The organism is Paracoccus tibetensis (genome assembly GCF_900102505.1).
Classification (GTDB): domain Bacteria; phylum Pseudomonadota; class Alphaproteobacteria; order Rhodobacterales; family Rhodobacteraceae; genus Paracoccus; species Paracoccus tibetensis.
Genome location: NZ_FMVT01000009.1, coordinates 100,170 through 126,414, shown reverse-complemented (window position 1 = coordinate 126,414; position 26,245 = coordinate 100,170). Strand labels below are relative to the sequence as shown.

Below are 26,245 nucleotides of genomic sequence, written 5' to 3'. Positions count from 1 at the left end.
CATGGCGGGGCAGTGGCCCTGCCACATGACCGGCAGGGCGGCGAAACCTCGTGAGGATCAGTTGGGCCGGGGCGCCTCGCCCTCCATCTCGGCGCGGATCTGCTGGCGCAGGATGTCCAGCGGGATCATCCGGCCCTCGCGACGGAAATGCCAGTAGGTCCAGCCGTTGCAGCTGGGCGCGCCTTCCAGCGCGGCGCCGACCTGGTGGATGGAGCCCTTGACGTCGTTGCCGATCAGGCTGCCATCGGCGCGGACCTTGGCCTTGTGCCGGTTGCCGATCGAGAACAGCTCCTCGCCCGGGCGCAGCATCCCGCGCTCGATCACCTGGCCGAAGGGGACGCGCGGCTCGGCGCGCTTGGCGCGGGTGGTGGCGATGGCCTCGGCGTCGAAGCGGCGCACGCGCGACAGGCGGCGGGCGGCGACCTCGCGATAGGCTTCCTCGCGCTCGATCCCGATGAAGTCGCGGCCCAGCATCTTGGCGACCGCGCCGGTCGTGCCGGTGCCGAAGAACGGGTCCAGCACCACGTCGCCCGGGTTGGTCGTGCCGACGATGACCCGGTGCAGCAGCGATTCGGGCTTCTGGGTCGGATGCGCCTTTTCGCCGGCCGCGTCCTTCAGCCGCTCGCCCCCGTTGCAGATCGGCAGAACCCAGTCCGAGCGCATCTGCACGCCCTCGTTCAGCGACTTCAGCGCCTCGTAGTTGAAGGTGTATTTCGAGCTTTCGGACTTGGCCGCCCAGATCAGCGTCTCATGCGCGTTGGTCAGGCGCTTGCCGCGGAAGTTCGGCATCGGGTTCGTCTTGCGCCAGATCACGTCGTTCATGATCCAAAAGCCCTGGTTCTGAAGCTCGGCGCCGACGCGGAAGATGTTGTGGTAGCTGCCGATCACCCAGATCGCCCCGTTCGGCTTCAGAAGGCGCCGCGCGGCGGCCAGCCAGTCCCTCGTGAAGCTGTCATAGGCCGCGAAGGTCGAGAACTGGTCCCAGTGGTCGTCCACGGCATCGACGCGGCTGTGGTCGGGCCGGTGCAGCTCGCCCTTCAGCTGAAGATTGTAGGGCGGGTCCGCGAAGATCAGGTCGACGCTGCCGGCGGGCAAGCCGTTCATGATCTCGATGCAGTCGCCGGCCAGGATCTGGTTCAGCGGCAATGGCGGCGCGGAACTGGTCCGCGGGGTCTTGGTTTTCGTCATGCTCTGCCTTCGGGGAATGCCGGCTTCCTGCCGGTCTGATCTGCCCCCAAAGATGATTCAGAGCCGATTCGCCGTCAATTTCTTTATTGAATCAAGCACTTGCTAAACCGTCTTTACACAAGATGTTGTGGACGGGCGCGAAGCTGCGTCTATGATGTGGGGTGACCCCAAGATCTAGAAGAGCCTGCAGATGCGCGGGAGTCGGATAGCCGGCATTCGCCTCCCAGCCATAGCCAGGGTGCTGTTGCGCCAAATCCACCATCAGCCGGTCGCGCGCCACCTTCGCCAGGATTGAGGCGGCGGCGATCGACAGGCTCAGCGCGTCGCCCTTGACGATGGTCTCGCCGGGGCAGTCCAGCCCCTCGGGCAGGCGGTTGCCGTCGATCAGCGCAAGGCAGGGGCGCTGGCGCAGGGCTGAAAGGGCGCGGCACATGGCCAGATGGCTGGCGCGCAGGATGTTCAGGCGCTCGATCTCCTCGACGCCCACATGCACGACGGCGCAGTCGCAATGGGCCGCGATCCAGGCGGCCAGAACCTCGCGGCGGGCGGGCGTCAGCTTCTTGGAATCATTCAGCCCGTCAGGCAGCCCCGCCTCCGGCAGGATCACGGCGGCCGCGGTCACGGGACCGGCCAGCGGGCCGCGCCCCACCTCGTCGACGCCCGCGACGAGGCGCGCGCCGCGGGCGCGGGCCGCCGTCTCGAAGCTGAGGTCCGGCCCGCTCACGCGGTGATCCTGACGGGCGCGATGCGGACCTCCTGAAGGTTCGAGCCGTCGCCTTCCCGGTCGATCACCAGGAAGTCCGCCGGCCGGTCGAGCGGCGTCAGCACCCCGTGCCAGGTCCCCGCGCGCAGGTTCACGCCCACCCCGGCCGGCACCAGGAAGGCCCGCGGCGCGCCCGGGCGCCCGTCCTCGTCGGGCGCGACGACGGAGAGCCACGCGTCGGGGCCGAGCGGCATGAAGGCCTGGCTGCCCAAGGGGTGCCGCTCCAGCAGGTCGCAATCGTAGGGCAGGCTCACCGGGACCGAGCGGAAGATCGAGATGATCGCCTCGCCGCCGCCCCGTTCGACGGTGGCCAGCGCGTGATGACGCTCGCAGCGGCCGGCATTGATCATGCGGTCCGCCGCCGCGCGCGGGGCCAGCACCTCGCCGAAGGGGGCGAAGGCCTCGCGGGTCAGCGGCTCGATGCGGATGGTGTGGGTCATGGCGGCCTCCTCCACGCCGTCTAGCGCGCCGCGGCCAGCCCGTCGAGGATCAGCGACATCAGCCGCCGCCGCGCCGCGGGATCGCGCAGATGCGCCGCCTCGTGCCGGGCGCGGCCGGACATGCGCTGGCACTCGTCCGGATGGGCGCGCGCCCAGGCCAGCTTCTCCTCGATGTCGGCAAGGTGGCGGGAGACCGGGATGTAGTGGACCCAAGGCCGGAAGCGGCCCGAGTAGAACACCTCCCACCCGTCCTCCTCGGCCAGGAGGACCGATCGGCTGTCGATGGCCGGGATGAAGTTCGAGCCGTGGTCGTAGCCGGTCAGGCAGAGCTGGTAGCGGAAGCGGTGGAAGAAGGCGCGCGGCTGGCGCGGGGCGCAGAAGGGTGCCAGCCGCGGATGATCGGCGAAGCGGGCGAAGCGAGGGGCCATGACGGCCGCGATGTCGAAGTCGGGATGCGCCCGGTAGCGGGCCAGGAAGGCCATGCGGTTGGTCCGCGCCAGCCCCTCCCATGCCGCCGCGCGTGCGGCATCGTCCTCGGCCGCCTCCAGCCGCTCCAGCCAGACATGGCTGGCCGGGCCGGGCTTGACCCCCGGCCGCATCTCGGAGCCCGAGATCATGCCGCGCCAGACCAGCCGGTCCTCCTTCTCGTGCCATGGCACCTCGTCGGGCGCCGCCGCCGGATCGAAGCCGGGCAGGCCGATCGCGTGCTGGTCGGGCAGCGGCCAGAGGACCGCGTTCACCGCCCCCGCCCGGCGGTTGTGGCAGAGGACCGGGCGGCCGGGCGCGACGCCCTCGGGACTGCCCAGCCAGCGCGAATCCTCCATGTCCATCCAGACCGGATCGCGGCGGCCGAGGCGGAGGATGTCGTTCACCACCCCCTCGGCCCGGACCAGCTTGAAGTGCCGCCCCTCATGCGTGACGGCCACGGGACCGGCGCCGCCCTCCAGCACCGCCATCTGCCGCGCCACGCCCTCGGGGTCGGTGACGGGCGCACCAGCCGCAGAGACCGCCCCGTCCCAGTGGCAGGCGAAGCGCGAGAGGGCGCCGGGCGCGATGTCCGTCCCCGGCCGCAGCGTGCCGAGGCAGAAGCGCGCCAGATCCGCCGCCCAATCCGGCGGCGCGGACGCGGGGCGCGGCGGCGCGCGGCGCTGGCCCGGCTCGAGCTTCCAGCGGCTGATCGGCAGGACCGGCAGGGGGACGAGATCGCCGAGAAGCCGCGCCAGGTCGGCGGGCGTGTCGCGGTCCAGGTCCAGCTCGATCAGCCGCCCGCTGCCGGCGAAATGCGCGCGGACCGCGGCCAGATGTGCGTCCCAGTGCCGGGCCCAGACCTCGGGCAGGTCGTCCTCGCCCAGCCCGAGGTGATGCGCCCAGGCCCGCGCCGCCCGCCCCTCGTCGCGGGCGAGGCGCTGCGCGATCCAGTCCTCACGCCGCCGCGACGTCAGCAGGAAGCGTGCCTGCGGAAACTGCTGGTCGAGGAAGGCGAAGCGCCGCCACGCCTCGAGCGGAGGGCGCCAGTGCGGCGTCCGGCGGTAGAGCCCGGTCAGCAGCCGCGCCTTGCGCCAAGGGCGCAGTGGGGCGAGGCCGCGGCCCTCGGCATAGAGGATGTCGGCGGCCAGGCGCCCGTCCTCGTGCAGCGCGACCTCGTGGCCGTTGGTGCGGAAGATGCGGGCGATCTGCGCCTCGCCGCAGCAGTCGGGGCTGATGTGGAAGATCCGCAAGCCGAGTCAGCCGCCGATCATGCGGCTGCGGCGCGGCAGCAGGATCGTCAGCAGCCCCAGCACCGGCAGCCAGGCGACCAGCGCGAAGACCGCTTGGATGCCCCGCGCATCCGCCAGCACCCCGAGCGCCGCCGCCGAGATGCCACCCATCCCGAAGGAGAAGCCGAAGAACAGCCCCGCGATCATGCCGGTGCGGCCCGGCACCAGCTCCTGCGCGAAGACGACGATGGCCGGGAAGGCCGAGGCGAGGATGAGGCCGATCACAAAGGCGAGGGCCGCGGTCGCATAGAGCCCGACATGGGGCAGCAGCAGCGTGAAGGGCAGCACGCCCAGGATCGAGATCCAGATCACCGCGAGCGGCCCGATCCGGTCGCCGAAGATGCCGCCCAGCATCACGCCCGCCGCCATGCCCGCCAGGAACAGGAACAGCATGATCTGCGCCCCCTGCGCCCCGAGGCCGAAGGTCTCGATCGTGTAGAAGGTGAAGTAGCTGCTCATCGCGGCCGAGTAGATGTTCTTGGTGAAGGTCAGGATCGCGAGGATCGTGATGGCGCGGATCACGGTGACCCGCGGCAGCGTCAGCCGCGTCTCGGCGGGGCGCGCGGCGGCTGCCCTGCGGCGTGTCTCGGCCCAGGTGCCGACATGCCACAGCAGCGCCGCGCCCAAAGCCGCGGCGACGGCGAACCACGCCACCGCCGGGCGGCCGAGCGGGACCACGATGAAGGCCGCCAGCAGCGGGCCGAGCGACTGGCCGAAATTGCCGCCCAGCTGGAACAGCGACTGCGCCGTGCCGAATCGTCCGCCCGAGGCCAGCCGCGCCACGCGCGAGCTTTCCGGGTGGAACACGGCCGAGCCGATCCCGATCAGCATCGCCCCGGCCAGCAGCATCGGATAATGCGTCGCGAAGGCCAGCAGCAGCACCCCTGTGAAAGTCGAGAACATCCCGAAGGGCAGCGAGCGCGGCTGCGGATGGCGGTCCGTCGCCATGCCGATCAGCGGCTGCAGCAGCGAGGCGGTCACCTGGAAGGCCAGCGTCAGCACCCCGATCTGGCTGTAGCTCAGGGCGAACTCGGCCTGCAAAAGCGGGTAGATGGCGGCCAGCATCGACTGCATCACGTCGTTGACCATGTGGCAAAGGCTAATCGCGGTCAGGATGCCCCAGGATGTCAGCGCGGCCGTCGAGGCAAGGGGATCTGGCGTCCGGGCGGCTGCGGGCATGGGCGGTCTCGGGCTGTTGCACATCCTGCAATATACTGAACTTGCAGGCAAAGAAAGGGGCGTAAATAGGACTTTAGGATATGCCCCGATGCACGGCTTTGCCTAACCATACGGATAGGTGCTCCGCGAGGCGCTTTAACTTATGTCTGATGTTGTAAATTTCGCCGCGTAACGAGGAACTAATCACCATGAACGCGCATTTCACCTTTTCGCCTGAAATACAGGCGGCGCGGCGCACCCGCATGAACACCTGGCAGGCCATCCGCGCCGATGTCCTCAACCGCATCCAGTCGGGCGAATGGGCGCCCGGCTCGCTGATCCCGACCGAGCACGAACTGGCCAAGGCGATGGGCTGCGCGCGGGCGACCGTGAACCGCGCCCTGCGCGATCTGGCCGACAGCGGCATCATCCAGCGCCGGCGCAAGGTCGGAACCCGCGTCACCGCCCGCCCCTCGCGCCGCACGCGGCTGGACATGCCGGCGGTCCGCGACGAGATCGAGGCGCTCGGCGCGGCCTATGGCTACCGCCTGACCGAGGCCGTGCTGGAGGCGCCGATGGAAAGCGCGGCGCGCGCCCTGCAGGTCGCCGACGACCGGCCGACGCTGCTGGTCCGCGCGGTCTACCTGGCCGACGACCGCCCGCATTGCTGCGAGATGATCTGGCTGAACCCGCGCGCCCTGCCGGACCTCGACCGCCTCGCCTTCGAGACGCAGTCGCCCCATGAATGGCTGGCGCAGAACGTGCCGGTGACGCAGGCGCAGTTCGCGATCCTGTCGGAAAGCGCCTCGGGCGCGACCGCGTTGCAGCTGGGCCTGGCCCCGGGAACGCCGCTTCTGGTCATCGAGCGCATCAACCTGCGCGACGGCGTGCCGGTCTCGTTCTCGCGCCAGTTCTACCCGCCGCGCTACCGGCTGAGCATCAACGACTGAACCCTGCGCGGCCCGCGCCGCGCGGCGATTGACCGAAACGTGACCCCGGGGGTATCTGGCGCGAACTCGCGCAATACGCGATGTTTCCTCCAGTTCCTTCCGGAGTTCACGATGCCCCACCCCGCCGCCCTCGGACGCCTGTTTCTGGGCCTGGTCCTGTCCAGCGCCTGCCTTGCCCTTGCCGGCCTGCCGGCGCTGGCCCAGGGCGACCGCCCCTTCACCGCCGCCGACATCGAGGCGGCGCAGTATGACGGCGGCGACATCCCGTCCGGACGCTCGGCGCTGACCGCGAAGGTGCAGATCCTGCTGGACCGGTCGGGCACCTCGCCTGGCGTGATCGACGGCTTCAAGGGCGCCATGAGCCAGAGCGCGATCATGGCCTTCGAGCGGCGGGCAGGGCTGCCGATGGACGGCCTTCTCGACGCACATGTGTGGAACCTGCTGCAGGCCTGGGCCGAACGGCCAGCGACGCAGAGCTACACCATCACCGCGGCGGATGCCGAGGGCCTCGTGGACCACATCCCGACGGATTATGCCGAGAAGGCGCAGATGCCGTCGATGGGCTATACCAGCATCGCCGAGCGCCTGGCCGAGCGCTTTCACATGGACGAGAAGTTCATCCAGTTCCTGAACCCCGGCGTCACCCTCGCCCCGGGCGCGACGATCCAGGTCATGGCCCCGAACGCCCGCATCCGCGGCGAGGTCACGCGCATCATCATCGACAAGGACAGCCGCCGCGTCGCCGGCTACAACGCCCGCGGCGAGATGCTGGTGGACTATCCCGCGACCATCGGCTCGTCGGCCACCCCCTCGCCGGCCGGCACGCACAGCGTCCGCACCGTGGCCATCAACCCCAACTACACCTACAACCCCGAGGTCAACTTCCAGCAGGGCGACAACGACCGCAAGCTGGTGATCCCGCCGGGGCCCAACGGGCCGGTCGGCACGGTCTGGATCGGGCTGACGAAGCCGACCTACGGCATCCACGGCACGCCCACGCCCTCGCAGCTCTTCCACAACCAATCGATGGGCTGCGTGCGCCTGACCAACTGGGATGCCGAGGAACTGGCGGGCATGGTGCGCATCGGCGCGACCAGTGTCGAGTTCCTGGCCAGCGGCGTAACCATCGCTGATGTCACCGGCGGCGCCCGTGCCGCCAGCGCCCCGGTGGCCGAGATCGCGCTGCCGGACGCCGCGCCCGCGGCCGCCGCCGTGCCCGCGACCGAGACGCCGCTGGCCCTGCCCGATGCCACCGCGCCAGCCGCTACCGCGCCGGCCGCGGATGTCGTCGAGGACACGACCGAGCCTGAACTGGCCCCCGCCGGCGAGAGCGATCTTCTGGGCGAGGCGCTGTCGGGCGCCCTGCCCGAGGGCTTCGTGGTGCCCCTGCCCGCCGAGACGCAGCCGTGACGAGGCTCGGGCGGCTCTCGCTGACAGCCGCCCTGATCCTGGCGGGCGCAGCGGCTCTTGCACAGGAGGCGCCGCCCACAGAGCGCCCGCCCGCCCGTCCCGAGATGATAGAGGCGGAACCCGAACCGCCCGCGGCCGACGATGCGGCGGATGCCCAAGAGCCGGCGCCGCAGGAGGGCGAACTGATCGGTCCTCCCGCACCGCCGGCCTGGTTTACCATCGCCGGCTCGGACGCCGACCACGCCGCCTGCCTGTCGCTACTGCGCCGGGGCGGCGCAACCTTCACCGAGCCGCCTCCGATCGCCGAGGCTGAGGCATGGGACTGCGGCATTGCCCGGCCGGTGCAGGTGACGCGGCTTTTGCGAGGGGTCGAGCTGCCGGACGCGCCGATCCTGCGCTGCCAGACGGCGCTTGCGCTGGCCGGCTGGACGCGCGACTTCCTTGTGCCGGCCGCCCGCGCCGTCTCGGACGATGCGCCGCTGACCGCGCTGCGGACCGGCCCCGGCTATGTCTGCCGCGACCGCGTCGGCACCGGAGACGCCGATCCGCCGCCGTCGGAACATGCACTCGGCAACGCCATCGACGTCATGTCCTTCGAACTAGAGGGGCGCGAGCCGCTGCCCGTCCGCCCGCGCGCCGAGGACGGCGACGCCGACGCCGCCTTCCAGCGCGCGGCGCAGGCGACCGGCTGCCTGTTCTTCACGACGGTGCTCGGGCCCGGCTCGAACGCGGCGCATGACGATCACCTGCATCTGGACCTCTCGCAGAGATCCAGCGGCTGGCGCGTCTGCGACTAGGCTCAGCGGCTCTTGCGCTCCATGTCCAGATAGGTCGTGTCGAACCGCGCCAGCGCCGACAGGCCGTTCCAGTCGAGGATCGTGACATCGGCCCCGGTCCAGCGGATCAGCCCGCGATCGCGAAGGTCGCGCACGGCCCGGTTCACGTGGATCGGCGAATAGCCAAGGATGTCGGCCAGCTCGCGCTGCAGCAGCGGCAGCGAGAACTGCCAGCCCGAGGCGGCGCCGACAGCGTTCAGCCGCGTGTAGATCTCGCACAGAAGATGCGCCAGATGCGCGCTCGAGCGCAGCGAGGCGGCGGCGACCAGCCATTGCCGGTGGATGGCCGCGTCGATCAGCGTCGCCATCCACAAAAGCCGCGTCAGGTGCGGGAAGTTCTCAGTGATCTCGGTCAGCTCGCTGTGATCGATGAACTCGACCTCGACCGCGCCGACCGCAATGACCGAGTGGTCGAGACCGGCCAGCACGAAGCCGTGCAGGTCGATGAAATCGCCCGGCACATGGAGCGCGGTGATCACCCGCTCCTGCGGCCGGCCGACAAGCTGGTGCGAGCGGGCCGACAGCCCGCGCAGCATCATGCAGCTGGTATGGCCGACCTGTTCGGCGGCGACGATCGTCTCTCCGGCGTTGAAGCTGGCATTGCGTGTGGGCACCGCGCGCAGCCGCGCCAGATCGCGCTCGCTCAGTCTGTCACGTCTTTGCAGATAGCGAACGAAATACTCGGTGATCGCCATCAAGCATCTCCTTCTTCACGGCTGGCGGACACTGGCAAATGATGTTTTTGTCCGCAATGGCCCTGCAGCAGGTTCTAACATTGATTAGCCGCGGAAACGCGTAACGTCCGCAATGGGTTGCACGTCACCGGCCCACCGGTGGACGCAGCGCCGCGGCCAGCGCGGCGAAGCTGTCGGCGATGCCGGCGCAGCGGCGCGCGACGAAGGCGTCGAGCGCCGGATAGAGCCGAACGGCCTCGTCGAGACGGGGATCAGAGCCCGGAGCATAGAGCCCCGCGCGGATCATCAGTTCGGATTCGGCATAGGCCCCGAGCGCGCCTCGCGCCTTCGCGATCAGCGCATTCTCGGCCGCGTCCGCTGCCTCGGGCAGCGAGCGCGAAACCGATCGTACCACATCGACGGCCGGAAAGCGCCCCCGTTCGGCGATGGCGCGGTCCAGCACCACATGCCCGTCCAGCGTGCCGCGCAGCACGTCCGCGATCGGCTCGTCCATGTCCGAGCCGGCGACGAGCACCGTGAAGATGCCGGTGATGTCGCCGCAGCCCTCGGGCCCGGGGCCGGCGCGTTCGGCCAGGCTCATGACGAGGTTCGAGACCGAGGGCGGGAAGCCGCGGAAGCTGGGCGGCTCGCCCGCGGCCAGCGCGATCTCGCGATGCGCCTCGGCGAAGCGGGTGATCGAATCGGCCAGCAGCAGGACGTGCCGGCCCTGGTCGCGGAAATGCTCGGCCACGGCCGTCGCAGCCCATGCGCAGCGGCGGCGGATCAGCGGCGAGCGGTCCGAGGTCGCGGTGACGATGACGGCGCGCGCCATGCCCTCCGGGCCAAGCGTGCGCTCGACGAATTCGCGCAGTTCGCGCCCCCGCTCGCCGATCAGGGCGATGACGACGACATCGGCCTCGACCCCCATCGCCAGCTGCGAGAGCAGCGTCGACTTGCCCACGCCCGAGCCCGCGAAGAGCCCGATCCGCTGCCCGGCCACAAGCGGCAGCAGCGTGTCGAAGACCGCAAGCCCCGTCGCCAGCCGCGGCCCGAGCCGCTTGCGCGAGACGGCGGGCGGCGCCTCGGCCCGAAAGGCGCGCGGCGCCAGCCCCTGCGGCAGCGGCCGCCCGTCCAGCGGCTGGCCGAGCGGGTCGATGATGCGCCCGATCCAGGCGTCGCAGGGCGAGATGCGCGGCGCGTGCAGCAGCTCGACCTCGGCGCCGACGGCCAGCCCCTCGATCCCGCCCTCGGGCAGGACATCGGCGTGGCGCGGCCCGAGGCCCACGATCTCGGCGGCCAGCCGTCCCCCCGGCAGCGCGATCGCCACCCGGTCGCCGACCGACGCGATGTCGTTCAGCCCCGCCACCCGGATCAGCCCCGCGCGCACGGCGCTGACCTGTCCGAAATGCCGCGCCAGCCGCAATTCGGCCATCCGCTGCGCGATCGATTCAATCTTTAGCATTCCCGCTTCCCGTCCCGCCGGCTTTCTGCCGCTGCGAAACGGTTTCTAAACCAATCGGGGTTAAGACCGGGTTTATCGTGAATGAGGAGAAGCCTCATGTTTGAGAGAATCGAAATGATGCGGATGGCCCGCGCCATGGGCCACCACGTGGCGCAGCGGCAGGTCGCCGTGGCGCGCAACATCGCCAATGCCGACACGCCGGGCTATCGCGCGCAGGACCTTGCCCGGTTCGAGGACAGCTATCGCCGCGGCGTCGAGACACCGGCCCTGCGCACCAGCAACGCGCGCCACATCCCCTATGAGGGCCAGCTGCGCCCGGCCGCCCTGACGACCGACGAGGCGCAAGCCTCGCCGAACGGCAACACCGTCTCGCTCGAGACCGAGATGGTCCGCGCCGCCGAGGTCAAGCGCCAGCACGACCTGTCGATCGGGATCTACCGCTCGGCGCTGACGCTCATGCGCGCCAGCATCGGCCGGCGCTGAGGGAGGGGACGATGAGCGAACCGATTTCCGCCCTGCGCCTTGCCGCCTCGGGCATGCGCGCGCAAAGCGAGCGCCTGCGCCACACCGCCGAGAACATGGCGAACGTCGACACGCCCGGCTACCGGCGCAAGCTGGTAACCTTCGAGGAGGCGGTCCGCTTCGGCCGCCCCACCGGCGAGGTCGAGGCCGGCCGGATGCGGCTGGACCAGACGCCGCTGCCGCAGATCTACGACCCGGCCCACCCGATGGCCAATGCCGAGGGCTACTACGCCGGCTCGAATGTCGAGCTGATGATCGAGCTGGCCGACAGCCGCGAGGCCGGTCGCAGCTATGAGGCCAATCTCCGCATGTTCGAGCAGACGCGCCAGATGGGTGCGTCGCTTCTTGAAATCCTCCGCCGCTAAGGGGTCCCGATGCTGAACAATATCGCCGCCGCAAGCAACTACACCACGGCCCGCGCGGCCGTCGCGCCCTCGGGCGATGGCCAGGGCGCCATGCAGCGCCTCGGCAGTGCCGCCGAGGATTTCGCGCGCCAGATGGCGCAGGTCGACGAGGTCTCGACCGGCGCGATGACCGGCCAGGTGCCGACGCACCAGCTGGTCCAGACCCTGGCCGAGGCCGAGCTGGCGATGGACACCGTCGTCGCCATCCGCGACCGCGTGGTCGAGGCCTACCAGGAAATCCTGCGGATGCCGGTCTGAGCCATGACCGAGACCGTCCTCTTCGACATGCTGCGCCAGGCGCTGCTGATCTCGGTGCGCATCTCGGCCCCGCTTCTGGGCGTGGCGCTGGTGGCCGGTGTGATCATCGGCCTCTTCCAGGCGCTGACCTCGGTGCAGGAGATGACGCTGACCTTCGTGCCGAAGGTGGGCCTGATGCTGCTGGTCTTCTGGGTCACCATGAGCTTCATGACCACGGCCCTGTCCGACTTCTACCTCGGGCAGATCATCCCGATGATTGCGGGAAGCTGAGCCATGGACAACGCGATCTATGCCAGCCTCACCCGGCAGTCCGGCCTCATGCGCGAGATGCGCGTGGTGGCCAACAACATCGCCAATGCCAGCACGCCCGGCTACCGGCGCGAGGGCGTCATCTTCGCCGAGCACCTGGCCTCGCTGGATCGTTCGGGCGACACGCTCTCGATGGCCCATGCGCGCGGGCGGCTTCTGGATCTGGGACAGGGCGGGCTGACGCAGACGAACAACCGCTTCGATCTGGCCATCGAGGGCGAGGGGTTCTTCCTCGTGCAGACGCCCGAGGGGAACCGCCTGACCCGCGCCGGCGCCTTCACCCCCTCGGGCGAGGGCGAGCTGATGAACGCGGACGGTCATCGCCTTCTGGACGAGGGCGAGGCGCCGATCATCGTTCCCGCCGGGGCAAGTGCCGTCGCGGTCGCACCGGATGGCACGCTCTCGGCCAACGGCGTGCCCTTCGGCCGCATCGGCATCTTCAACGCCCCCGAGGGCACCACCCCGACCCGCCAGGGCGGCACGCTCTTTGCCTTCGAGGGCGCGCCCGAGCCGGTCGAGCAAGCCAGCATCCGCCAGGGCTTCCTGGAGGATTCGAACGTCGATCCGATCTTCGAGATCACCCGCATGATCGAGGTGCAGCGCGCCTATGAGCTGGGCGCCAGCTTCCTCGACCGCGAGGACCAGCGCATCCGCGGCGCCCTTGCCGCCATGACCCGATAGGACATCCCATGAGAGCCCTGCAGATCGCCGCAACCGGCATGAGCGCCCAGCAGACCCGGGTCGAGGTCATCTCGAACAACCTCGCCAACATGTCGACGACCGGCTACAACGCCCGCCGCGCCGAATTCGCGGATCTCCACTACCAGCAGGCCGCGCGCCCGGGCACGGTGACCGCGGCCGACGGCACCGTGCTGCCCGCCGGCGTGCAGCTGGGTCTCGGCGTGCGGCCGACGGCCGTCAGCGTGAACCTGCAGCAGGGCGCGCTGAGCCAGACCGGCGGCGATCTCGACCTCGCCATCGACGGCGACGGCTATCTCGAGGTGACGCTGCCCTCCGGCCTCTCGGGCTACACCCGCGACGGCGGGCTGAAGCGCTCGGCCGAGGGGATGGTGGTGACCTCGGACGGCTACCCGGTCGTGCCCGAGATCACGATCCCGGACGACGCCCGCTCGATCGCGATCAACGCGGGCGGCGAGGTCTACGCCTATTTCGCCGACCGAGTCGAGCCCGAGCTTCTGGGCCAGTTCACGCTGGCCAGCTTCTCGAACGAGAAGGGGCTCGAGGCCATCGGCTCGAACCTCTACATCGAGACCGCGGCCTCCGGCGCGCCGCAGGTGGCGGGCCCTGGACAGGACGGGCTCGGCACGCTGCGACAGGGCTATCTGGAGGAAAGCTCGGTCGACGCGGTTCGCGAGATCACCGAGCTGATCAAGGCACAGCGCGGCTACGAGCTGAACGCCAAGGTCATCACCGCCGCCGACCAGATGCTCGGCGCGACGACGCAGGTGCGCTGATGCGGGCGCTGCTGGTTTTGGCGCTGGCCCTCTGTCCCGCGCTCGGCGAGGCCGCGGTGCTGGCGGCGGCGCGGACCCTGCCGGCCGGCACGGTCATCACCGCGGGCGATCTGCGCGCGGTCGATGGCGGCCGGGCGGGCCTCTCCGATCCCTCGGCCGCGATCGGCATGCAGACCCGGATCACCATCTACGAGGGCCGCCCGCTGCATGCCTCGATGCTGCAGCCGCCGCGCCTCGTGAACCGCAACCAGATGCTGCGCCTCGTCTTCCAGCACGGGGCGCTGCGGATCGAGACCGAGGGGCGGGCGCTGGACGATGCCGCCGCCGGCGACACGATCCGCGTGATGAACATGGCCTCGCGCACCGCCGTCACCGCCCGCGTCATGTCGGACGGGACCGCGATCGTGGCCCAGTAGGACAAGCCAGGGACCGACATGAAACACGCCCATCTTCTCTGCCTCGCGCTGGCCCTTGCCGGCTGCGCCCGCACGGCGCATCTGGGCCGCCCGCCCGAGCTGACCTCGCCCCGCCAGACCGAGGAATTCCAGGCGATGATCAACCCGCCGCTGGACCTGCCCGTCGATTCGGGACGCCCGGAAGCCTCGGCCTCGCTCTGGGCCGGCACGCAGTCGTCGCTGATCAGCGACCGGCGCGCGGCCATTCGCGGCGACATCCTGACCGTCGCGATCGAGATCGACGACCGCGCCGAAATCAGCAACAGCTCGGGCCGCAGCCGCGCCGCGCGCGAGCGCGCCAGCATCCCCCAGCTGATGGGCATCCCGCAGCGCCTGGCGGGCGAGCTGCCGGACGGCGCCAGCTTCGAGGATCTGGCGGATGCCTCGGCCAGCTCCAGCTACAAGGGCAGCGGCAACATCTCGCGCCGGGACAAGCTGACCCTGCGCGTGGCGGCAACGGTGATCGACCGCCTGCCGAACGGCACGCTGCACATCCAGGGCACGCAGGAGGTGCGCGTGAACAACGAGCTGCGCGAGCTGACCGTCAGCGGCTTCGTGCGCCCGGGCGACATCGACCGCAACAACGAGATCGCCTATGACCGCATCGCCGGCGCCCGCATCTCCTATGGCGGCCGCGGCCAGATCACCGACGTGCAGCAGCCCCGCTACGGGCAGCAGATCGCCGACATTCTCCTGCCCTACTGAGGTAAGCCCATGATCCGCAAGATCCTGCCTCTTCTGCTTCCCGTGCTCGCGCTGATCGGCGGGATCGCTGCCGGCACCGCGATGCAGCCCGCAAAACCCGACGAGGGCGACGCGCATGCCGCTGCGGCGGCCGATGACGGACATGGCGCGCCCGCCAAGGAGGAGGCGGCCGACGATCACGCCGCGGCCAAGGATGACCATGCCGCGCCCGCCAAGGACGACGGGCACGGCGCTGCGGCCAAGGACGACGGTCATGGCAAGGGGGGCAAGGATGACGGGCACGGGGGCGAGAAGACCGGTCCCGGCTGGTTCACCTTCCCCGGCCAGTTCTTCGTCCCGCTGGCGCGCAACGGCGACATGGGCGCGATGATGATCATCACGCTCGTCCTCGAGACCGACGCGGCAAGCCTCAGTGCCTTGGAGGGACAGGAGCACCGGCTGCGGGACGCGCTGCTGCGGCAGCTGCTGATCCACGCCAATACGGGCGGCTTCGACGGCAACTACACGGTCGACCGCAACCTGCAGCGCATCCGGGAAGACCTTCTGCAGGCGGCGCGGGCCAGCACCGACATCACCATCCACGCCGTGCTGATCGAGGACATCGTCCGGCAGGGTGGCTGACCGGGCAGGCTTGCGCCCGGCCCCTCACCGCGCCACAAGCGCCGGCAGACCGGGCGCAGCAGGAACGGATGATGACGTGAAGGACCGCCATGTCGTGATCCTGCTGGCCAGCTACCAAGGCGCGGCGCATATCGGCGCGCAGCTGGACAGCATTGCCGTGCAGACCCACCGCGACTGGTCGCTGATCGTCTCGGACGATGGCTCCACCGATGGCACGCGCGACATCGTGCGCGATTTCGCGGCGCGCTTCCCCTCGGGCCGCGTGGCGCTGGTCGATGGTCCCCGCAAGGGGGCGACGCCGAACTTCCTGTCGCTTCTGGCGCGCGCGCCCGAGGGGGCGGCGCTGGCCTTCAGCGATCAGGACGATCTCTGGCTGCCGGGCAAGCTGTCGCGGGCGCTGGACGTGGTTTCCGGCGCGCAGCCGGCCCACTACGCCGCCCGCACCATCATCACCGATGAGAACCTCTGTCCCCTGACGGGATCACGGCTGTTTCACCGGCCCTTCGGGCTACGAAACGCGCTGGTTCAGGCGCTGATGGCAGGGAACACCTCGGTCTTCAATCCCGCCGCGGCCCGCCTGCTGAAGGAGGGCGCGGCCGCTGCAGAGGCGGCGCAAATTCCGGCCCATGACTGGTGGGCCTATCAGCTGATGGCGGCGGCGGGCGCTCGGCTGGTGCACGACCCGCAGCCCGCGCTGCTCTATCGCCAGCACCCGCGCAGCGAGGTCGGGCGGAACGACACGCTCGGCGCTCTTGCGCTGCGCGCGCGGCGGCTGGCGCAGGGCGAGTTCGGTGACTGGATGGCGTCGAACCTGGATGCGCTTGCCGGGGCGGAGCATCTGCTGACCAAGGAGGGCCGGGACCTGCTTCATGCCGTCCGGCCGCTGATCGACATGTCAGGCGCCGAGGCCGTCAGGCTGATCCTGAAGACGGGGCTCTACCGCCAAACTCGTGCGGGCACGGCGGCGCTGCTTTCGGCCGCCGCAGCGGGCCGCCTGCGCGCGCGGCGCCTGCCGCAGGCGTCGCGGCCGCCCGAGGGCGGCCGCTGAGGAGCCTCGGACCGGATCAGCCGTCCGTTCCGCCACCTTCGCCTTCGCCCTCACCACCTTCGCCTTCGCCCTCACCGCCGTCGCTGCCGCCGTCACCGCCCTCGCCGGCGTCGCCGGCTTCGCTGTCGGCGCCGTCGCTGTCACCTGCGCCGTCCGCCGCATCGCCGTCGGCTGCAGCGCCGTCGGCGTCATCGGCCGAATCGTCGGCCGCGCCGTCGGAGACAGCATCCGAGGCGCCGGTCGAGCCGCGCCCCGGTTCGGAGGCCGCCGCCGCGTCGGAGGGATGGCGGAACTCGACCCCGTCGACGGACATCAGCCGCCCGTTCGCGGTGCTGTAGACCAGCTCGATCGGCACGCCGTCGCGCGTGGCCGTGATGGTCAGGATCGGGCCGGTGCGGTTGATCACGACATTGGTGAAGCCTTGCCCGATCAGCGTCTCGGCAATGACCTGGTCGTTGTCGAAGCTCGTCAGCACCGGATAGTCCGATTCGACGAGCACGCTGCGGCTCTCGGCCTCGAGCGCGGCTTCGGGGATGACGACGACGTTTCCTTCCGGAGTCGGAACAGCGGTCTGCGCCGCCGCCGTCGTTGCCAGAAGCGCGGCCAGTGCCGCGGTCTTGCCGCCGATCAGGACAGCCTTAAGGGGATTCGTCAGCATGATGATCGTCCTTGTATTTGGTTCTATGGGTGGATTGAAAACTGAACGCCCCGCCCGAGCCGCAAGTTCATGTCGGCGCCGCGCGGGTGCGCCATGCTCACCGGCGCTTGTGCGAAGTTGATCCTGCGTGAGGCTGATGCTGCGCGTCCGGCCGGAACTCGCCGACAACGCCGGGGCCAAATCGCCCTGTTCCGGCATGGTCCCGCCGGGAAGCGGCCTGCCGCCAATCTGGACGGGCATCCGCACCGATTGGCCGCTAGCACCCTTCCCAAGCGTCCGAACGGCGCCGCAACTGAACAGGAGACTTCACATGATCCGCAAATTCGCATTCGCCGCTGCCCTGGGCCTCGCCGCACCTGCCGCTTTCGCACAGACCGCCGATGCCCCGGGCGAGACGACCTTGGACGCGGCCGCGACCTATGAGGCCGCGCGCAACCAGCTGGGCATCCTCCAGTTCTGCCAGACCCAGGGCCACACCGGCGCCGAGGCCGTCGAGGCGCAGACCCAGCTGCTGGCGATGATCCCGGCCGGCGACGAGACGGCCGGCGCCAGCGCCGAACAGGCCGGGGCCGAGGGTACCGTGTCGGTGGGCGACACGCAGATCACGCTGGCAGAAGCGGCCGAAGCGCAAGGCACCAGCGTCGAGGCGACGTGCCAGCAGATCGAGGCGGCGGTGAACCAGGTGGCCGGCTCGCTGCAAGCCGGCTGATCCGGCGGCGGCTCGCGCCTGTCCCTTTACTGACTTCTTGGCGCGTCCCCTTCCACGAGGGGGCGCGTCACCGCCTCGGCGGCCGAGTGATCCTCGGCTTCGGCGCCGGTCTCGACGACCTCGCGCGCTTCCTCCTCGTCATCGTCCTCGAGCGCCGGGGGATCCTCGCCCGCGAGGAAGTTGCCGAACCGCTCCCATCCCGGAACGTGATCGGCCAGAACGCGCAGCACGACCAGCACCGGCACCGCGATCACCATCCCGATCACCGACCAAAGATAGGCCCAGAACGCCACGGCCAGGAACACGACGACCGTGTTCATCTGCAGCCGGCGCGAGACGAAATAGGGCGTGACGATCTGCCCCTCCAGCGAGGTGAGGCCCAGATAGGTCAGCGCCACCATCAGCGGCCAGAAAAGGCCCGGCATCACGATCATCGCAACAAGACCCGAGATCGCGACCCCGGTGATGGAGCCAAGATAGGGGATGAAGTTCAAAACGAAGGCGCCCAGCCCGAACAGCAGCGGCGCCGGCATCCCCCAGGCCCACATCGCCAGCCCGATGGCCAGCCCCAGCCCCGCATTGATGATCGTGATCGCGCCGAGATAGTTGCCAAGCGAATCCTCGATCTCTCGCAGGGCGAGATAAGCGGCGCGCTTCTCGCGCATCCGGTCGAAGCTCTGCACGATCTTGAGATAGAGCAGGTCGCCCGAGGCCATCATGAAGAACAGCAGCACCAGCGTGAAGAGAACCTGCGCCAGCAGCAGCGGCGTCAGCTTCATCACGGTCTGGAGAGTCGATTCGCCTTCCTGCTCGACGCGGATGGTCTGCTCGCCGGGCGTCGCGGGCGCCTCCACGCGCTGCGCCTCGTCGATGCGGCGGGCGGCGTCCTGGAAGTCGCGCAGCGATTCTTGCAGGTCGTCGAACTTCTGTTCGAGCTGCGTGGTGATCAGCGGCATGTTGTTCATCGCCCGGCTGATCGGGCCGCTGGCGGCGTAGGCCAGCACCGCGACGCTGAACAGGATGCCAAGTGTGACACCAAGCGCCGTCAGCGCATCGGGCACGCCATAGCGCCGCGCAAAGCGGCGCAGCGGGGTGAAGACGAAGAACAGCAGCAGCGCCATGGTGACGGGCATGAGGAAGTCGCGCGCTGCCGCGATGGCCCCGAACGCCATGAACAGGAAGATGCCGACCACCGCCCAGCTGGCGAGGCGCGGCGAGCGCCCGGACCCCTCGCCGCCGAAGCGAGGGAAATTATGTTGATCAGACCGTGCCATCTGTGCCCCCCGGCACATGCCCCTGAGCGGGGAACATGATGCGGCAGAACGCCAGAAGGCGCCGGTTGTTCCGGCGCCTTCTGCAGAAGCACGTTTGTTTTACAATCAGATGGACCGATCGCCCGACGCGTCGATGACCCGCGTCGGCAGGCCCATCTCGCCCAGCAGCTCGAGGAAGGGCCGCGCGGGCAGGTCCTCGACATTGGCCATCTGCTTCACGTCCCACGGCCCGCGTGCGATCAGGATCGCCGCTGCAACCGGCGGCACGCCCGCCGTGTAGCTGATCCCTTGGCTGCCGACCTCGGTGAAGGCCTCCTTGTGGTCGGCGACGTTGTAGATGAAGACCTCGCACGGGTTGCCGTCGCGGGTGCCCTTCACCAGATCGCCGATGCAGGTCTTGCCCTCGTAGTCCGGCGCAAGGCTGGCCGGGTCCGGCAGCACGGTCTTGACGACCTTCAGCGGCACGACCTTCTGCCCCTCGGCCAGTGTCACGGGCTGCTCGGAGAGCAGGCCCAGCTTCTGCAGGACCGTGAAGACGTTGATGTAATGCTCGCCGAAGCCCATCCAGAAGCGCACGTCGGCGTCCTTGTAGCGGGCCGAGAGGCTGTGCACCTCGTCATGGCCCGACAGATAGGCGGTGCGCTTGCCGACGACGGGCAGGTCCCATTCGCGGCCGACCTCGAACATGCGGTTCTCGCGCCATTCGCCGCCCTGCCAGGAATAGACCGTGCCGGTGAATTCGCGGAAGTTGATCTCGGGGTCGAAGTTGGTGGCGAACCAGCGGCCGTGGCTGCCGGCGTTGATGTCCACGATGTCGATGCTGTCGATCTTGTCGAAATACTCGTCCTCGGCCAGGCGCGCATAGGCGTTGACGACGCCCGGATCGAAGCCTGCGCCCAGAACGGCCGTGATGCCGGCCGCCGCCACGTCCTCGCGGCGCTTCCATTCGTAGTTGCCGTACCAGGGGGGCGTCTCGCAGACCTTTGCCGGGTCCTCATGGATCGCGGTGTCGATATAGGCCGCGCCCGCGCGGATGCAGCCTTCGAGGACGGTCATGTTGATGAAGGCCGTACCCACGTTAATGACGATCTTGGCGTCCACTTGCCGGATCAGCGCCTCGACCGCGCCCGCGTCCATCGCGTCCAGCGCGTGGCTGGTGAAGGGCATCTGGTGGCCCTTCTCGCGCAGGCTCTCCACGATCGCGTCCGCCTTGGACTGCGTGCGGTTCGCGATGTGCAGGTCGCCGAACTCGGCCGCCCATTGCGCGACCTTGTGCGCGACGACCTGCGCCACGCCGCCGGCCCCGATGATGAGCACGTTCTTATTTGCCAATTCCGTCTCCTTTCCCGAGCTTTGGGTGAAAGGGCGCCTCAGGACAGGCTGCCTTTGTATTCCTCGTAGGGGAAGCTGCGGACGGTGCGGATGCTGCCGTCCTCTTCCCGGATCGCGATGGAGGGCATCGCGACGCCGTTGAACCAGTTCTTCTTCACCATCGTGTAGCCGGCGGCGTCGTCGATGCTGACGCGGTCGCCGATCTGCAGCGGTTGCTCGAAGCGCGCCTCGCCGAAGATGTCGCCCGCGAGGCAGGTCTTGCCCGCGATCTGGTATTCATGCTCGCCCCGGCGCGGCAGCTTGGCACTTTCGCGGTAGATCAAGAGGTCCAGCATATGCGCCTCGGTCGAGCTGTCGACGATGGCGACCTGCTTGCCGTTGTCGATGATGTCGAGAACGCTCACCTCCAGCGTGGTGGTCTTGGTGATGCTGGCCTCGCCCGGCTCGAGGAAGGCTTGCACGCCGAAGCGGTCCTGAAACTGCTTCAGGCGGTCGGCCAGCTTCTGCAGCGGGTAGCCCTCGCCCGTGAAGTGGATGCCGCCACCAAGCGAGACCCAATCGAGGCGCTTCAGGATGTCGCCGAACTCGGTTTCGATCCGGGTGAGCTGGCGGTCGAACAGGGCGAAATCGCCGTTCTCGCAATTGTAATGGATCATCACGCCGCTGATCCGGTCCAGCGCCTGTTCCAGCCGCGCCACGTCCCATTCGCCAAGGCGGCTGAACGGGCGCGCGGGGTCGGCCAGATCGAAGCCGCTGGTGGAAAACCGCGGGTTCAGGCGCAGGCCGGCCGCGATTCCCGATGCCTTACCGGCGAAGCGGTCAAGCTGGCCGAGGCTGTTGAAAATGATCTTGTCGGCGTAGCCGACCGCCTCGTCGATCTCGTGATCGGCCCAGGCCACGGAATAGGCATGCGTTTCCTTGCCGAACTCCTCGTGCCCGAGCCGAAGCTCGTAGAGCGAGGACGAGGTCGTGCCGTCCATGAACTCGCGCATGAAGTCGAAGACGGACCAGGTGGCAAAGCATTTCAGCGCCAGCAGCGCCTTCGCCCCCGAGGCCTCGCGCAGCCAGGCGACCTTCTCCATGTTGGCCCGCAGGGCCGCTTTGTCGATGAGGTAGAAGGGCGTCTGCGGCAAGGTCATCGGGCGGAGAATCCTGTGATCGGGCCGTGGCGTCGGCGGAAGCCGCGATATAGGCGCGGGCCCCGCTTTTCGCAAGGAAACATGACGTTCCGGTGACGACCGACGCCTTCAGCCGGCGGGCGAGGCCGCCCCGAGCCGGCGCAGCTCGCGCTTGACCAGCTCCAGCTCGGCCCGCAGCGCGGCGATCTCGGCCAGCAGGTCCTCGTCCAGCGGCCGCCCCGCCAGAAGCGGCAGCCGCGCCAGGTGCAGCCCGTCGGGGCGCGTCGGCTCGTCCGGCGCCCCGTCATCGGCGGTCAGGACCAGCGTCTGCACGCCGTCGCTGATGGTCGAGCCGGGCAGCGCCACTTCCAGCAGCCAGCCGTCGCCGTCGCCTTCAAGCTGCGCCTGCGCGACGATCTCGCCCAGAAGGGTCAGCGCGACGCGGGCCGGGCGGGCACCGCCCTCCACCCGGCCGCGCCAGACGCCGCCCTTGACCCCGTGGCTCTGGAACCGCAGCATCGCCGTCTCCTCAGATCTGGGCGCGGGTGTGGCGCGAGACGACGACGTCCCGCAGCGTCACCGCGTTCATGAAGGGCGCATCGAAGATCACGTCGATCCAGGCCTTCTCGACCGGCCGCGCCGCGAGATTGGCATAGCCGAGATCGAACTCGATCACCCGCGTGCAGGTCTTGGCGCCGATGGGGTCGCCCATCTGGCGCAGCATCTGCTCGGTGTTCGGGCCTTGCTGGAGGTTCAGCCGCGCGTAGACGACGATCGACCGCTCGGCCTGAAGCGAGGCGTCGAGGCGCAGGATGCTCTGGCTTCCAAGGCCTTCCAGCGCCTCGGCCGGCAGGCCGAGTGAGAACGAGAGGTAGCGGCCACCGAAGCCCATCACCTCCAGCGCAAGGGCGTAATCGGCAAGGTCGGTCGCGTGGCGGTTGCGGCACTGGCGCAGGATCAGCGCGCGGTTCGGGCAGTCGTGGAACAGCGCCACCTCGGGCGAGAGCCAGCGCCCGTTCTCGGGCGCGGCCAGGGCCGTGACGTCATTGGCCGCCTGCATCACCCGCGGCCGCCAGCGCCAGTCCGTTCCCGCGGGAAGCTGCATCCGCGCCAGAGAGCCGCGTGCCCCCGCCACCATCCCGTCCGACAGCTGCAGCAGCTGGCCCAGAAGCTGGTGCAGGTCGCGCGCCTGATCGCGCAGCTCGGGGTCCAGCGGGCGGGCATTGCGGCGCATCGCCGCCTGCAGCCGCGCCCACCGGCGGGCGGCACGCTGGCGCAGCACGCGCGACAGCCAGCCTTCGTTCAGCGCGATCATGTGCGGCCCCGCGCGCCCCGCCCGGTCCGGCGGGCGGCACATGGCCGGTCACATCGAATCGTCATCGCGCCCCCATCCGGTCGAACCCTCTTCGGAGCGATAACCTGCACGGCGAGTCCGGGCAAGTCCTGCAACCATGACACTAGCTGCGGCGCAGCATCTGCCTAGGCCATCAGCGCGTCCAGCCGCGCCGCGCAGATGAAGTCGTTCTCGGTCAGCCCGCCCGCCTCGTGCGTGGTGAAAGTCACGGCGCAGTAGCCCCAGCCAAAGGCGATGTCGGGGTGGTGGCCCTGCTTGTTGCCGAGCCAGGCGGCCAGGTTCGCGGTCTCCACGGCCTTCGCGAATCCCTTGAAGGCGAAGCGCCGGGTGATGGCGGTGCCGGTCTCCGAGAGGCTCCAGCCGTCCAGCTGGCCCATCATCCTGCGCGCCTCGTCGAGGCCGAGCGGCGCGATGCCGCCCTGGCAGGGCAGGCAGGTCTTGCTGGCAAGATCAGTGTCGGTGGTCATGGGCGTCTCCTCAGGCAGCGTCCTTGGGCGGATAGGCGGGCGCGTGCAGGCCAAGCGCGCGGGCCTGCCGGATGTCGGCCAGCAGGTCGCGCCTGGCCGCGGCGAACAGCGAGTCCAGATCGTCTATCACGAAATAGAGCGGCTGGTGGATGTCGATGCGGTAGGGCGTCCTGAGGATGTCGATCACATCGAAAGGCCGCCGCTCGGGCCCGCCGCTGTCATGGCCCGAGATCGCCCAGGGTAGCTCGGTCACCGAACTCGCCAGCCCCGAGCCGAGCGCCTTCACCTCGCCGCCCTCGCGCATCAGCCCGAATTCGATCGAGAACCAGTAGAGGCGGATCAGCCAGCTGTAATCGGCCTTGTCACAGCGTGTGCCCGCCTCGCCGATGGCCTGGCTGAAGGCGGCGAAGGCCGGGTCGGTCAGCAGGGGCGTGTGGCCGAAGATCTCGTGGAAGATGTCCGGCTCCTCGATATAGTCGAAATGCTTGCGCTTGCGGATGAAGCTGGCCGCCGGAAAGGCGCGGTCGGCCAGCATCCCGAAGAACTTGCCGAAGCCAATCAGCGCCGGCACCGGCTCGACCCGCCAGCCGGTCAGCGCGCCCAGCTTGGCCGACACGTCGGGACATTGCGGCACGCGGTCCCGCGGCAGGTCCAGAAGATCGAGACCGCGCAGATAAGGCTGCGCCATGTGCCGCTGCACCGCGGGCATCTGCTGCGCCACCAGATCGCGCCAGACGGCGTCCTCTTCGGCGTCATAGGCGATGAAGCCGTCGGCGTCCGGGTGCTTGGCCTCGTACTCCGTCGATTTGGGCATGCGGTCCTCCTGTATCTCCTCCGAATCCATTCTACCTCCATTCCCAGAAAAAACTTGCCGGAAGCGGCCGACACCATCAGCTTGAGGGCATCACATGCCGCTCCTGCCGTTCTTTTGGGAAGATCATGCCGGACCTCGATGACATTGACCGCCGCCTGCTGCGCCTCCTCCAGCGCGACGCCACCCGCTCCACGCAGGAACTGGCCGAGGCGGCGGGCCTCTCGACCTCGCCAGCCTGGCGGCGGGTCCGGCGCCTGATCGAGGAGGGGGTGATCGGCCGGCAGGTCGCGCTGGTCGCCCCGGCCAAGGCCGGGCTGCACGCGATGGCCTATGTCCAGGTTTCGCTGATGGACCATACCGAGCCGACGCTGGCGCGCTTCGACGCCTTCGTGCAGGACCACGACCAGATCATGGAATGCGCGACGATCACCGGCAGCTACGACTACCAGCTGAAGGTCGTCGCCGCCGACCCCGAGGGGCTGGAGCATTTCCTCATGCGCCAGATGCTGCCGCTCGGCATCATCCGCAGCACGGTGACGCATTTCGTCCTGCGCCAGACGAAATACACGACCGCCCTGCCCCTCTGATCACAACAGCGGCGAGGCCAGTGCCAAGAGATTGTTCCGCAGCCGCCGCCAGGTGGACCAGCGCCGCACCTCCTCCAGCGTGACCTCGCGGGCGCGGGCGATGTAGCTGTCCTGCCGGGCGTCCAGCTCTGCGACGGTGCCCGCATCGAAGAGGGCCATGTTCACCTCGTAGTTCAGCTCGAAGCTGCGGCGGTCGAGGTTCGCGCTGCCGATCATCGCCATCTGCCCGTCCACGGTCATGATCTTCGAGTGCAAGAGCCCGCCCTCGAACAGCACCAGCTTCACCCCCGCCGCCAGCAGCCCGTAATAGAACCCCTCGCTGGTCGCGCCCACGATCAGGCTGTCGTTCCTCGAAGGCAGGATCATCGTGACCTCGACCCCGCGCCGCGCCGCCGCCCGCACCGCCGCATCCAGCGCCGCGTCGGGGACGTAGTAGGGCGTCGTCACCACGACCCGCTCGCGCGCCGCATGCAGCATCCCGGCCAGGCAGTCCGAGATGCTGCCGGCCCTCAGGTCCGGTCCCGTCGCCACGACCTGCGCCATCACGCCCGGCGCCTCGACCGGCTCGACCAGCTGCAGCATGTGGCCCAGATCGCGCCCCGTATAGCTCATCCAGTCGCCCAGGAAGATCGCCTGCAGCTGCCGCACCACCGGCCCCTCGACCGAGACCAGGATGTCCACCCAGGGCGCGAAGCGCGGCTTGATGGCAAAGGCCATGTCGGCGCAGTTGCGGCTGCCGGTGAAGGCGATGCGGTTGTCGATCACCATGATCTTGCGGTGATTCCTCAGGTCCAGCCGCTGGAACAGCATGCTGATGAACGGCAGCCCCCAAGGAAACGCGGTGACGCATTCGGCCCCCGCCGCCTGCATCCGGTCCCACAGCTCGGACCGCACCAGCGCGCGCGAGCCGAGCGCGTCCACGATCACCCGACACTCGACCCCTCGCGCCTCGGCCCGGCAGATCGCCTCGGCGATCTTGGTGCCGCTGTGGTCGGGAAGCCAGATGTAGAAGAGGACATGGACATGGTCATGCGCCCGGTCGATGGCGTCCACCATCCGGTCGATGGCCGTGTCGCTTTCGTCCAGCAGGTGCAGGCGGTTGCCGATCACGGCGCCCATGCCGCCCACGGCCGCATTCGCGGCGACGATCGGCGCCGCACGCTCGGGCGGATCCGAGACCAGCGCCGGAGTCGGCAGGCGCAGCCCGGTCAGCCGGTCCCGCGCATCGGCCATCCGCTGCACGTCGGCCTGGTTCATCCGCACCTCGCCGAACAGGAGATAGGCGGCGATCCCGACCAGCGGCACGGCCTCGACCACCATGATCCAGGCCAGCCGCACGGCGGGATCGACCCGCGGGCGCAAAAGCACGCGCGCGACGATCACCAGCGACAGCGAGGTATGGAAGACGAAAAACAGCGTGGGCCACATGATGGGCGCATCATCCGCGCCGGCCCAAGTAATTGCAATTCCCCGCATCACGGCCTATCTGGGGGCCTG

The 26,245-nt window shown here is 69.4% G+C and carries 31 protein-coding genes; 15 read left to right on the top strand and 16 right to left on the bottom strand.

From position 1 onward, the window contains the following. Positions 1 to 57: 57 nt before the first annotated feature. The 5 genes from BLP73_RS13685 to BLP73_RS13665 all read right to left on the bottom strand — a co-directional run bounded on the left by BLP73_RS13685 (position 58) and on the right by BLP73_RS13665 (position 5,327). Positions 58 to 1,188 carry a site-specific DNA-methyltransferase gene (locus BLP73_RS13685; protein ID WP_090745694.1) on the bottom strand — a complete coding sequence of 377 codons (1,131 nt, stop codon included), beginning with the start codon at positions 1,186 to 1,188 and terminating at the stop codon, positions 58 to 60. 91 nt (positions 1,189 to 1,279) lie between these two features. After that, positions 1,280 to 1,912 carry a ribonuclease HII gene (locus BLP73_RS13680; protein WP_090745691.1) on the bottom strand — a complete coding sequence of 211 codons (633 nt, stop codon included), beginning with the start codon at positions 1,910 to 1,912 and terminating at the stop codon, positions 1,280 to 1,282. Then, entirely contained in the window at positions 1,909 to 2,391 is a 483-nt protein-coding gene (locus BLP73_RS13675; RefSeq protein WP_090745688.1) for an ureidoglycolate lyase, read from the bottom strand. The genes BLP73_RS13680 and BLP73_RS13675 overlap by 4 nt, the downstream gene beginning before the upstream one ends. Before the next feature lie 20 nt (positions 2,392 to 2,411). Continuing rightward, the gene (locus BLP73_RS13670; RefSeq protein ID WP_090745685.1) at positions 2,412 to 4,109 is read right to left on the bottom strand and encodes a glycosyl transferase family 90; all 1,698 of its coding nucleotides are present in this window, start codon (positions 4,107 to 4,109) and stop codon (positions 2,412 to 2,414) included. A gap of 6 nt (positions 4,110 to 4,115) precedes the next feature. Then, positions 4,116 to 5,327 carry an MFS transporter gene (locus tag BLP73_RS13665; RefSeq protein ID WP_090745682.1) on the bottom strand — a complete coding sequence of 404 codons (1,212 nt, stop codon included), beginning with the start codon at positions 5,325 to 5,327 and terminating at the stop codon, positions 4,116 to 4,118. 188 nt (positions 5,328 to 5,515) lie between these two features. Here BLP73_RS13665 and BLP73_RS13660 point away from each other — a divergent pair, with 188 nt between their 5' ends. The 3 genes from BLP73_RS13660 to BLP73_RS13650 all read left to right on the top strand — a co-directional run bounded on the left by BLP73_RS13660 (position 5,516) and on the right by BLP73_RS13650 (position 8,463). Further along, the gene (locus BLP73_RS13660; RefSeq protein ID WP_090745679.1) at positions 5,516 to 6,256 is read left to right on the top strand and encodes a histidine utilization transcriptional repressor HutC; all 741 of its coding nucleotides are present in this window, start codon (positions 5,516 to 5,518) and stop codon (positions 6,254 to 6,256) included. A gap of 111 nt (positions 6,257 to 6,367) precedes the next feature. Then, positions 6,368 to 7,666 (top strand): L,D-transpeptidase family protein, encoded by a 1,299-nt coding sequence (locus tag BLP73_RS13655; protein ID WP_090745676.1) that lies wholly within the window; start codon positions 6,368 to 6,370, stop codon positions 7,664 to 7,666. After that, positions 7,663 to 8,463: an extensin-like domain-containing protein gene (locus tag BLP73_RS13650; protein WP_139165963.1), complete on the top strand. Its 801-nt coding sequence runs from the start codon at positions 7,663 to 7,665 to the stop codon at positions 8,461 to 8,463. The genes BLP73_RS13655 and BLP73_RS13650 overlap by 4 nt, the downstream gene beginning before the upstream one ends. Positions 8,464 to 8,465: 2 nt before the next feature. Here the strand turns inward: BLP73_RS13650 and BLP73_RS13645 are convergent, their stop codons facing one another. Both BLP73_RS13645 and BLP73_RS13640 read right to left on the bottom strand, forming a co-directional pair. Next, positions 8,466 to 9,197 carry a Crp/Fnr family transcriptional regulator gene (locus BLP73_RS13645; RefSeq protein WP_090745670.1) on the bottom strand — a complete coding sequence of 244 codons (732 nt, stop codon included), beginning with the start codon at positions 9,195 to 9,197 and terminating at the stop codon, positions 8,466 to 8,468. Between the two features lie 124 nt (positions 9,198 to 9,321). Continuing rightward, positions 9,322 to 10,638: a FliI/YscN family ATPase gene (locus tag BLP73_RS13640; RefSeq protein ID WP_090745667.1), complete on the bottom strand. Its 1,317-nt coding sequence runs from the start codon at positions 10,636 to 10,638 to the stop codon at positions 9,322 to 9,324. Positions 10,639 to 10,734: 96 nt separating this feature from the next. Between BLP73_RS13640 and BLP73_RS13635 the strand changes: the two genes are divergently transcribed. The 10 genes from BLP73_RS13635 (at position 10,735) to BLP73_RS13590 (ending at position 16,435) form a co-directional block, all read left to right on the top strand. After that, complete coding sequence (locus BLP73_RS13635) at positions 10,735 to 11,121, top strand: FlgB family protein (protein ID WP_090745664.1); 387 nt, start codon at positions 10,735 to 10,737, stop codon at positions 11,119 to 11,121. An 11-nt stretch (positions 11,122 to 11,132) separates the two neighbouring features. Continuing rightward, on the top strand, positions 11,133 to 11,525 hold the full coding sequence (flgC, locus tag BLP73_RS13630) for a flagellar basal body rod protein FlgC (protein ID WP_090745661.1): 393 nt from the start codon (positions 11,133 to 11,135) through the stop codon (positions 11,523 to 11,525). Between the two features lie 9 nt (positions 11,526 to 11,534). Continuing rightward, on the top strand, positions 11,535 to 11,822 hold the full coding sequence (fliE, locus tag BLP73_RS13625; RefSeq protein WP_090745658.1) for a flagellar hook-basal body complex protein FliE: 288 nt from the start codon (positions 11,535 to 11,537) through the stop codon (positions 11,820 to 11,822). 3 nt (positions 11,823 to 11,825) lie between these two features. Further along, entirely contained in the window at positions 11,826 to 12,092 is a 267-nt protein-coding gene (locus tag BLP73_RS13620; RefSeq protein WP_090745653.1) for a flagellar biosynthetic protein FliQ, read from the top strand. 3 nt (positions 12,093 to 12,095) lie between these two features. Further along, entirely contained in the window at positions 12,096 to 12,812 is a 717-nt protein-coding gene (locus BLP73_RS13615; protein ID WP_090745650.1) for a flagellar hook-basal body complex protein, read from the top strand. 8 nt (positions 12,813 to 12,820) lie between these two features. Beyond that, positions 12,821 to 13,606, top strand: coding sequence for a flagellar basal-body rod protein FlgG (flgG, locus tag BLP73_RS13610; protein ID WP_090745647.1), 786 nt, complete (start codon positions 12,821 to 12,823; stop codon positions 13,604 to 13,606). Continuing rightward, the gene (gene flgA, locus BLP73_RS13605) at positions 13,606 to 14,022 is read left to right on the top strand and encodes a flagellar basal body P-ring formation chaperone FlgA (protein WP_090745644.1); all 417 of its coding nucleotides are present in this window, start codon (positions 13,606 to 13,608) and stop codon (positions 14,020 to 14,022) included. Before flgG ends, flgA begins: the two co-directional genes overlap by 1 nt. A gap of 18 nt (positions 14,023 to 14,040) precedes the next feature. Continuing rightward, on the top strand, positions 14,041 to 14,766 hold the full coding sequence (gene flgH, locus BLP73_RS13600) for a flagellar basal body L-ring protein FlgH (RefSeq protein ID WP_090745641.1): 726 nt from the start codon (positions 14,041 to 14,043) through the stop codon (positions 14,764 to 14,766). Positions 14,767 to 14,775: 9 nt separating this feature from the next. After that, positions 14,776 to 15,387, top strand: coding sequence for a flagellar basal body-associated FliL family protein (locus tag BLP73_RS13595; protein ID WP_090745638.1), 612 nt, complete (start codon positions 14,776 to 14,778; stop codon positions 15,385 to 15,387). A gap of 76 nt (positions 15,388 to 15,463) precedes the next feature. After that, positions 15,464 to 16,435 carry a glycosyltransferase gene (locus BLP73_RS13590; RefSeq protein WP_090745635.1) on the top strand — a complete coding sequence of 324 codons (972 nt, stop codon included), beginning with the start codon at positions 15,464 to 15,466 and terminating at the stop codon, positions 16,433 to 16,435. 16 nt (positions 16,436 to 16,451) lie between these two features. On the opposite strand, the gene BLP73_RS13585 is transcribed toward BLP73_RS13590, so the two are convergent. Beyond that, positions 16,452 to 17,093, bottom strand: coding sequence for a hypothetical protein (locus tag BLP73_RS13585; RefSeq protein WP_090745632.1), 642 nt, complete (start codon positions 17,091 to 17,093; stop codon positions 16,452 to 16,454). Positions 17,094 to 17,403: 310 nt separating this feature from the next. Between BLP73_RS13585 and BLP73_RS13580 the strand changes: the two genes are divergently transcribed. Then, positions 17,404 to 17,802, top strand: a complete 399-nt coding sequence (locus tag BLP73_RS13580) for a pore-forming ESAT-6 family protein (protein WP_090745629.1) — start codon at positions 17,404 to 17,406, stop codon at positions 17,800 to 17,802. A 26-nt stretch (positions 17,803 to 17,828) separates the two neighbouring features. Here BLP73_RS13580 and BLP73_RS13575 read toward each other — a convergent pair whose 3' ends face one another. The 7 genes from BLP73_RS13575 to phhA all read right to left on the bottom strand — a co-directional run bounded on the left by BLP73_RS13575 (position 17,829) and on the right by phhA (position 24,161). Next, positions 17,829 to 19,076, bottom strand: coding sequence for an AI-2E family transporter (locus tag BLP73_RS13575; protein ID WP_090745625.1), 1,248 nt, complete (start codon positions 19,074 to 19,076; stop codon positions 17,829 to 17,831). 105 nt (positions 19,077 to 19,181) lie between these two features. Next, positions 19,182 to 20,408, bottom strand: a complete 1,227-nt coding sequence (locus BLP73_RS13570; protein ID WP_090745622.1) for a saccharopine dehydrogenase family protein — start codon at positions 20,406 to 20,408, stop codon at positions 19,182 to 19,184. Positions 20,409 to 20,446: 38 nt separating this feature from the next. Next, the gene (locus BLP73_RS13565) at positions 20,447 to 21,541 is read right to left on the bottom strand and encodes a carboxynorspermidine decarboxylase (RefSeq protein WP_175453368.1); all 1,095 of its coding nucleotides are present in this window, start codon (positions 21,539 to 21,541) and stop codon (positions 20,447 to 20,449) included. 114 nt (positions 21,542 to 21,655) lie between these two features. Next, on the bottom strand, positions 21,656 to 22,045 hold the full coding sequence (locus tag BLP73_RS13560) for a hypothetical protein (RefSeq protein WP_090745616.1): 390 nt from the start codon (positions 22,043 to 22,045) through the stop codon (positions 21,656 to 21,658). A 10-nt stretch (positions 22,046 to 22,055) separates the two neighbouring features. Further along, positions 22,056 to 22,883, bottom strand: a complete 828-nt coding sequence (locus BLP73_RS13555; protein ID WP_090745613.1) for a DUF6478 family protein — start codon at positions 22,881 to 22,883, stop codon at positions 22,056 to 22,058. A gap of 122 nt (positions 22,884 to 23,005) precedes the next feature. Then, positions 23,006 to 23,347 (bottom strand): 4a-hydroxytetrahydrobiopterin dehydratase, encoded by a 342-nt coding sequence (locus tag BLP73_RS13550; RefSeq protein WP_090745610.1) that lies wholly within the window; start codon positions 23,345 to 23,347, stop codon positions 23,006 to 23,008. Between the two features lie 10 nt (positions 23,348 to 23,357). Then, a complete protein-coding gene (phhA, locus tag BLP73_RS13545) occupies positions 23,358 to 24,161 on the bottom strand; it encodes a phenylalanine 4-monooxygenase (protein WP_090745607.1) in 804 nt (267 codons plus the stop codon). 125 nt (positions 24,162 to 24,286) lie between these two features. Here phhA and BLP73_RS13540 point away from each other — a divergent pair, with 125 nt between their 5' ends. Beyond that, complete coding sequence (locus tag BLP73_RS13540; protein WP_090745604.1) at positions 24,287 to 24,748, top strand: Lrp/AsnC family transcriptional regulator; 462 nt, start codon at positions 24,287 to 24,289, stop codon at positions 24,746 to 24,748. Here the strand turns inward: BLP73_RS13540 and cls are convergent, their stop codons facing one another. Next, positions 24,749 to 26,224 carry a cardiolipin synthase gene (gene cls / locus BLP73_RS13535; protein ID WP_245686675.1) on the bottom strand — a complete coding sequence of 492 codons (1,476 nt, stop codon included), beginning with the start codon at positions 26,222 to 26,224 and terminating at the stop codon, positions 24,749 to 24,751. Between the last annotated feature and the right edge of the window lie 21 nt (positions 26,225 to 26,245).

Bases quoted from the DNA above. Each gene is read 5' to 3' on its own strand.
- flgA (WP_090745644.1), top strand. From the start codon at position 13,606: ATGCGGGCGCTGCTGGTTTTGGCGCTGGCCCTCTGTCCCGCGCTCGGC.
- BLP73_RS13615 (WP_090745650.1), top strand. From the start codon at position 12,096: ATGGACAACGCGATCTATGCCAGCCTCACCCGGCAGTCCGGCCTCATG.
- BLP73_RS13580 (WP_090745629.1), top strand. From the start codon at position 17,404: ATGATCCGCAAATTCGCATTCGCCGCTGCCCTGGGCCTCGCCGCACCT.
- BLP73_RS13660 (WP_090745679.1), top strand. From the start codon at position 5,516: ATGAACGCGCATTTCACCTTTTCGCCTGAAATACAGGCGGCGCGGCGC.
- BLP73_RS13645 (WP_090745670.1), bottom strand. From the start codon at position 9,197: ATGGCGATCACCGAGTATTTCGTTCGCTATCTGCAAAGACGTGACAGA.
- BLP73_RS13550 (WP_090745610.1), bottom strand. From the start codon at position 23,347: ATGACCACCGACACTGATCTTGCCAGCAAGACCTGCCTGCCCTGCCAG.
- BLP73_RS13685 (WP_090745694.1), bottom strand. From the start codon at position 1,188: ATGACGAAAACCAAGACCCCGCGGACCAGTTCCGCGCCGCCATTGCCG.
- BLP73_RS13675 (WP_090745688.1), bottom strand. From the start codon at position 2,391: ATGACCCACACCATCCGCATCGAGCCGCTGACCCGCGAGGCCTTCGCC.
- BLP73_RS13575 (WP_090745625.1), bottom strand. From the start codon at position 19,076: ATGGCACGGTCTGATCAACATAATTTCCCTCGCTTCGGCGGCGAGGGG.
- BLP73_RS13655 (WP_090745676.1), top strand. From the start codon at position 6,368: ATGCCCCACCCCGCCGCCCTCGGACGCCTGTTTCTGGGCCTGGTCCTG.
- BLP73_RS13585 (WP_090745632.1), bottom strand. From the start codon at position 17,093: ATGCTGACGAATCCCCTTAAGGCTGTCCTGATCGGCGGCAAGACCGCG.
- flgG (WP_090745647.1), top strand. From the start codon at position 12,821: ATGAGAGCCCTGCAGATCGCCGCAACCGGCATGAGCGCCCAGCAGACC.
- BLP73_RS13555 (WP_090745613.1), bottom strand. From the start codon at position 22,883: ATGTGCCGCCCGCCGGACCGGGCGGGGCGCGCGGGGCCGCACATGATC.
- BLP73_RS13635 (WP_090745664.1), top strand. From the start codon at position 10,735: ATGTTTGAGAGAATCGAAATGATGCGGATGGCCCGCGCCATGGGCCAC.
- BLP73_RS13665 (WP_090745682.1), bottom strand. From the start codon at position 5,327: ATGCCCGCAGCCGCCCGGACGCCAGATCCCCTTGCCTCGACGGCCGCG.
- flgC (WP_090745661.1), top strand. From the start codon at position 11,133: ATGAGCGAACCGATTTCCGCCCTGCGCCTTGCCGCCTCGGGCATGCGC.
- fliE (WP_090745658.1), top strand. From the start codon at position 11,535: ATGCTGAACAATATCGCCGCCGCAAGCAACTACACCACGGCCCGCGCG.
- phhA (WP_090745607.1), bottom strand. From the start codon at position 24,161: ATGCCCAAATCGACGGAGTACGAGGCCAAGCACCCGGACGCCGACGGC.
- cls (WP_245686675.1), bottom strand. From the start codon at position 26,224: ATGCGGGGAATTGCAATTACTTGGGCCGGCGCGGATGATGCGCCCATC.
- flgH (WP_090745641.1), top strand. From the start codon at position 14,041: ATGAAACACGCCCATCTTCTCTGCCTCGCGCTGGCCCTTGCCGGCTGC.
- BLP73_RS13595 (WP_090745638.1), top strand. From the start codon at position 14,776: ATGATCCGCAAGATCCTGCCTCTTCTGCTTCCCGTGCTCGCGCTGATC.
- BLP73_RS13640 (WP_090745667.1), bottom strand. From the start codon at position 10,638: ATGCTAAAGATTGAATCGATCGCGCAGCGGATGGCCGAATTGCGGCTG.
- BLP73_RS13560 (WP_090745616.1), bottom strand. From the start codon at position 22,045: ATGCTGCGGTTCCAGAGCCACGGGGTCAAGGGCGGCGTCTGGCGCGGC.
- BLP73_RS13620 (WP_090745653.1), top strand. From the start codon at position 11,826: ATGACCGAGACCGTCCTCTTCGACATGCTGCGCCAGGCGCTGCTGATC.
- BLP73_RS13540 (WP_090745604.1), top strand. From the start codon at position 24,287: ATGCCGGACCTCGATGACATTGACCGCCGCCTGCTGCGCCTCCTCCAG.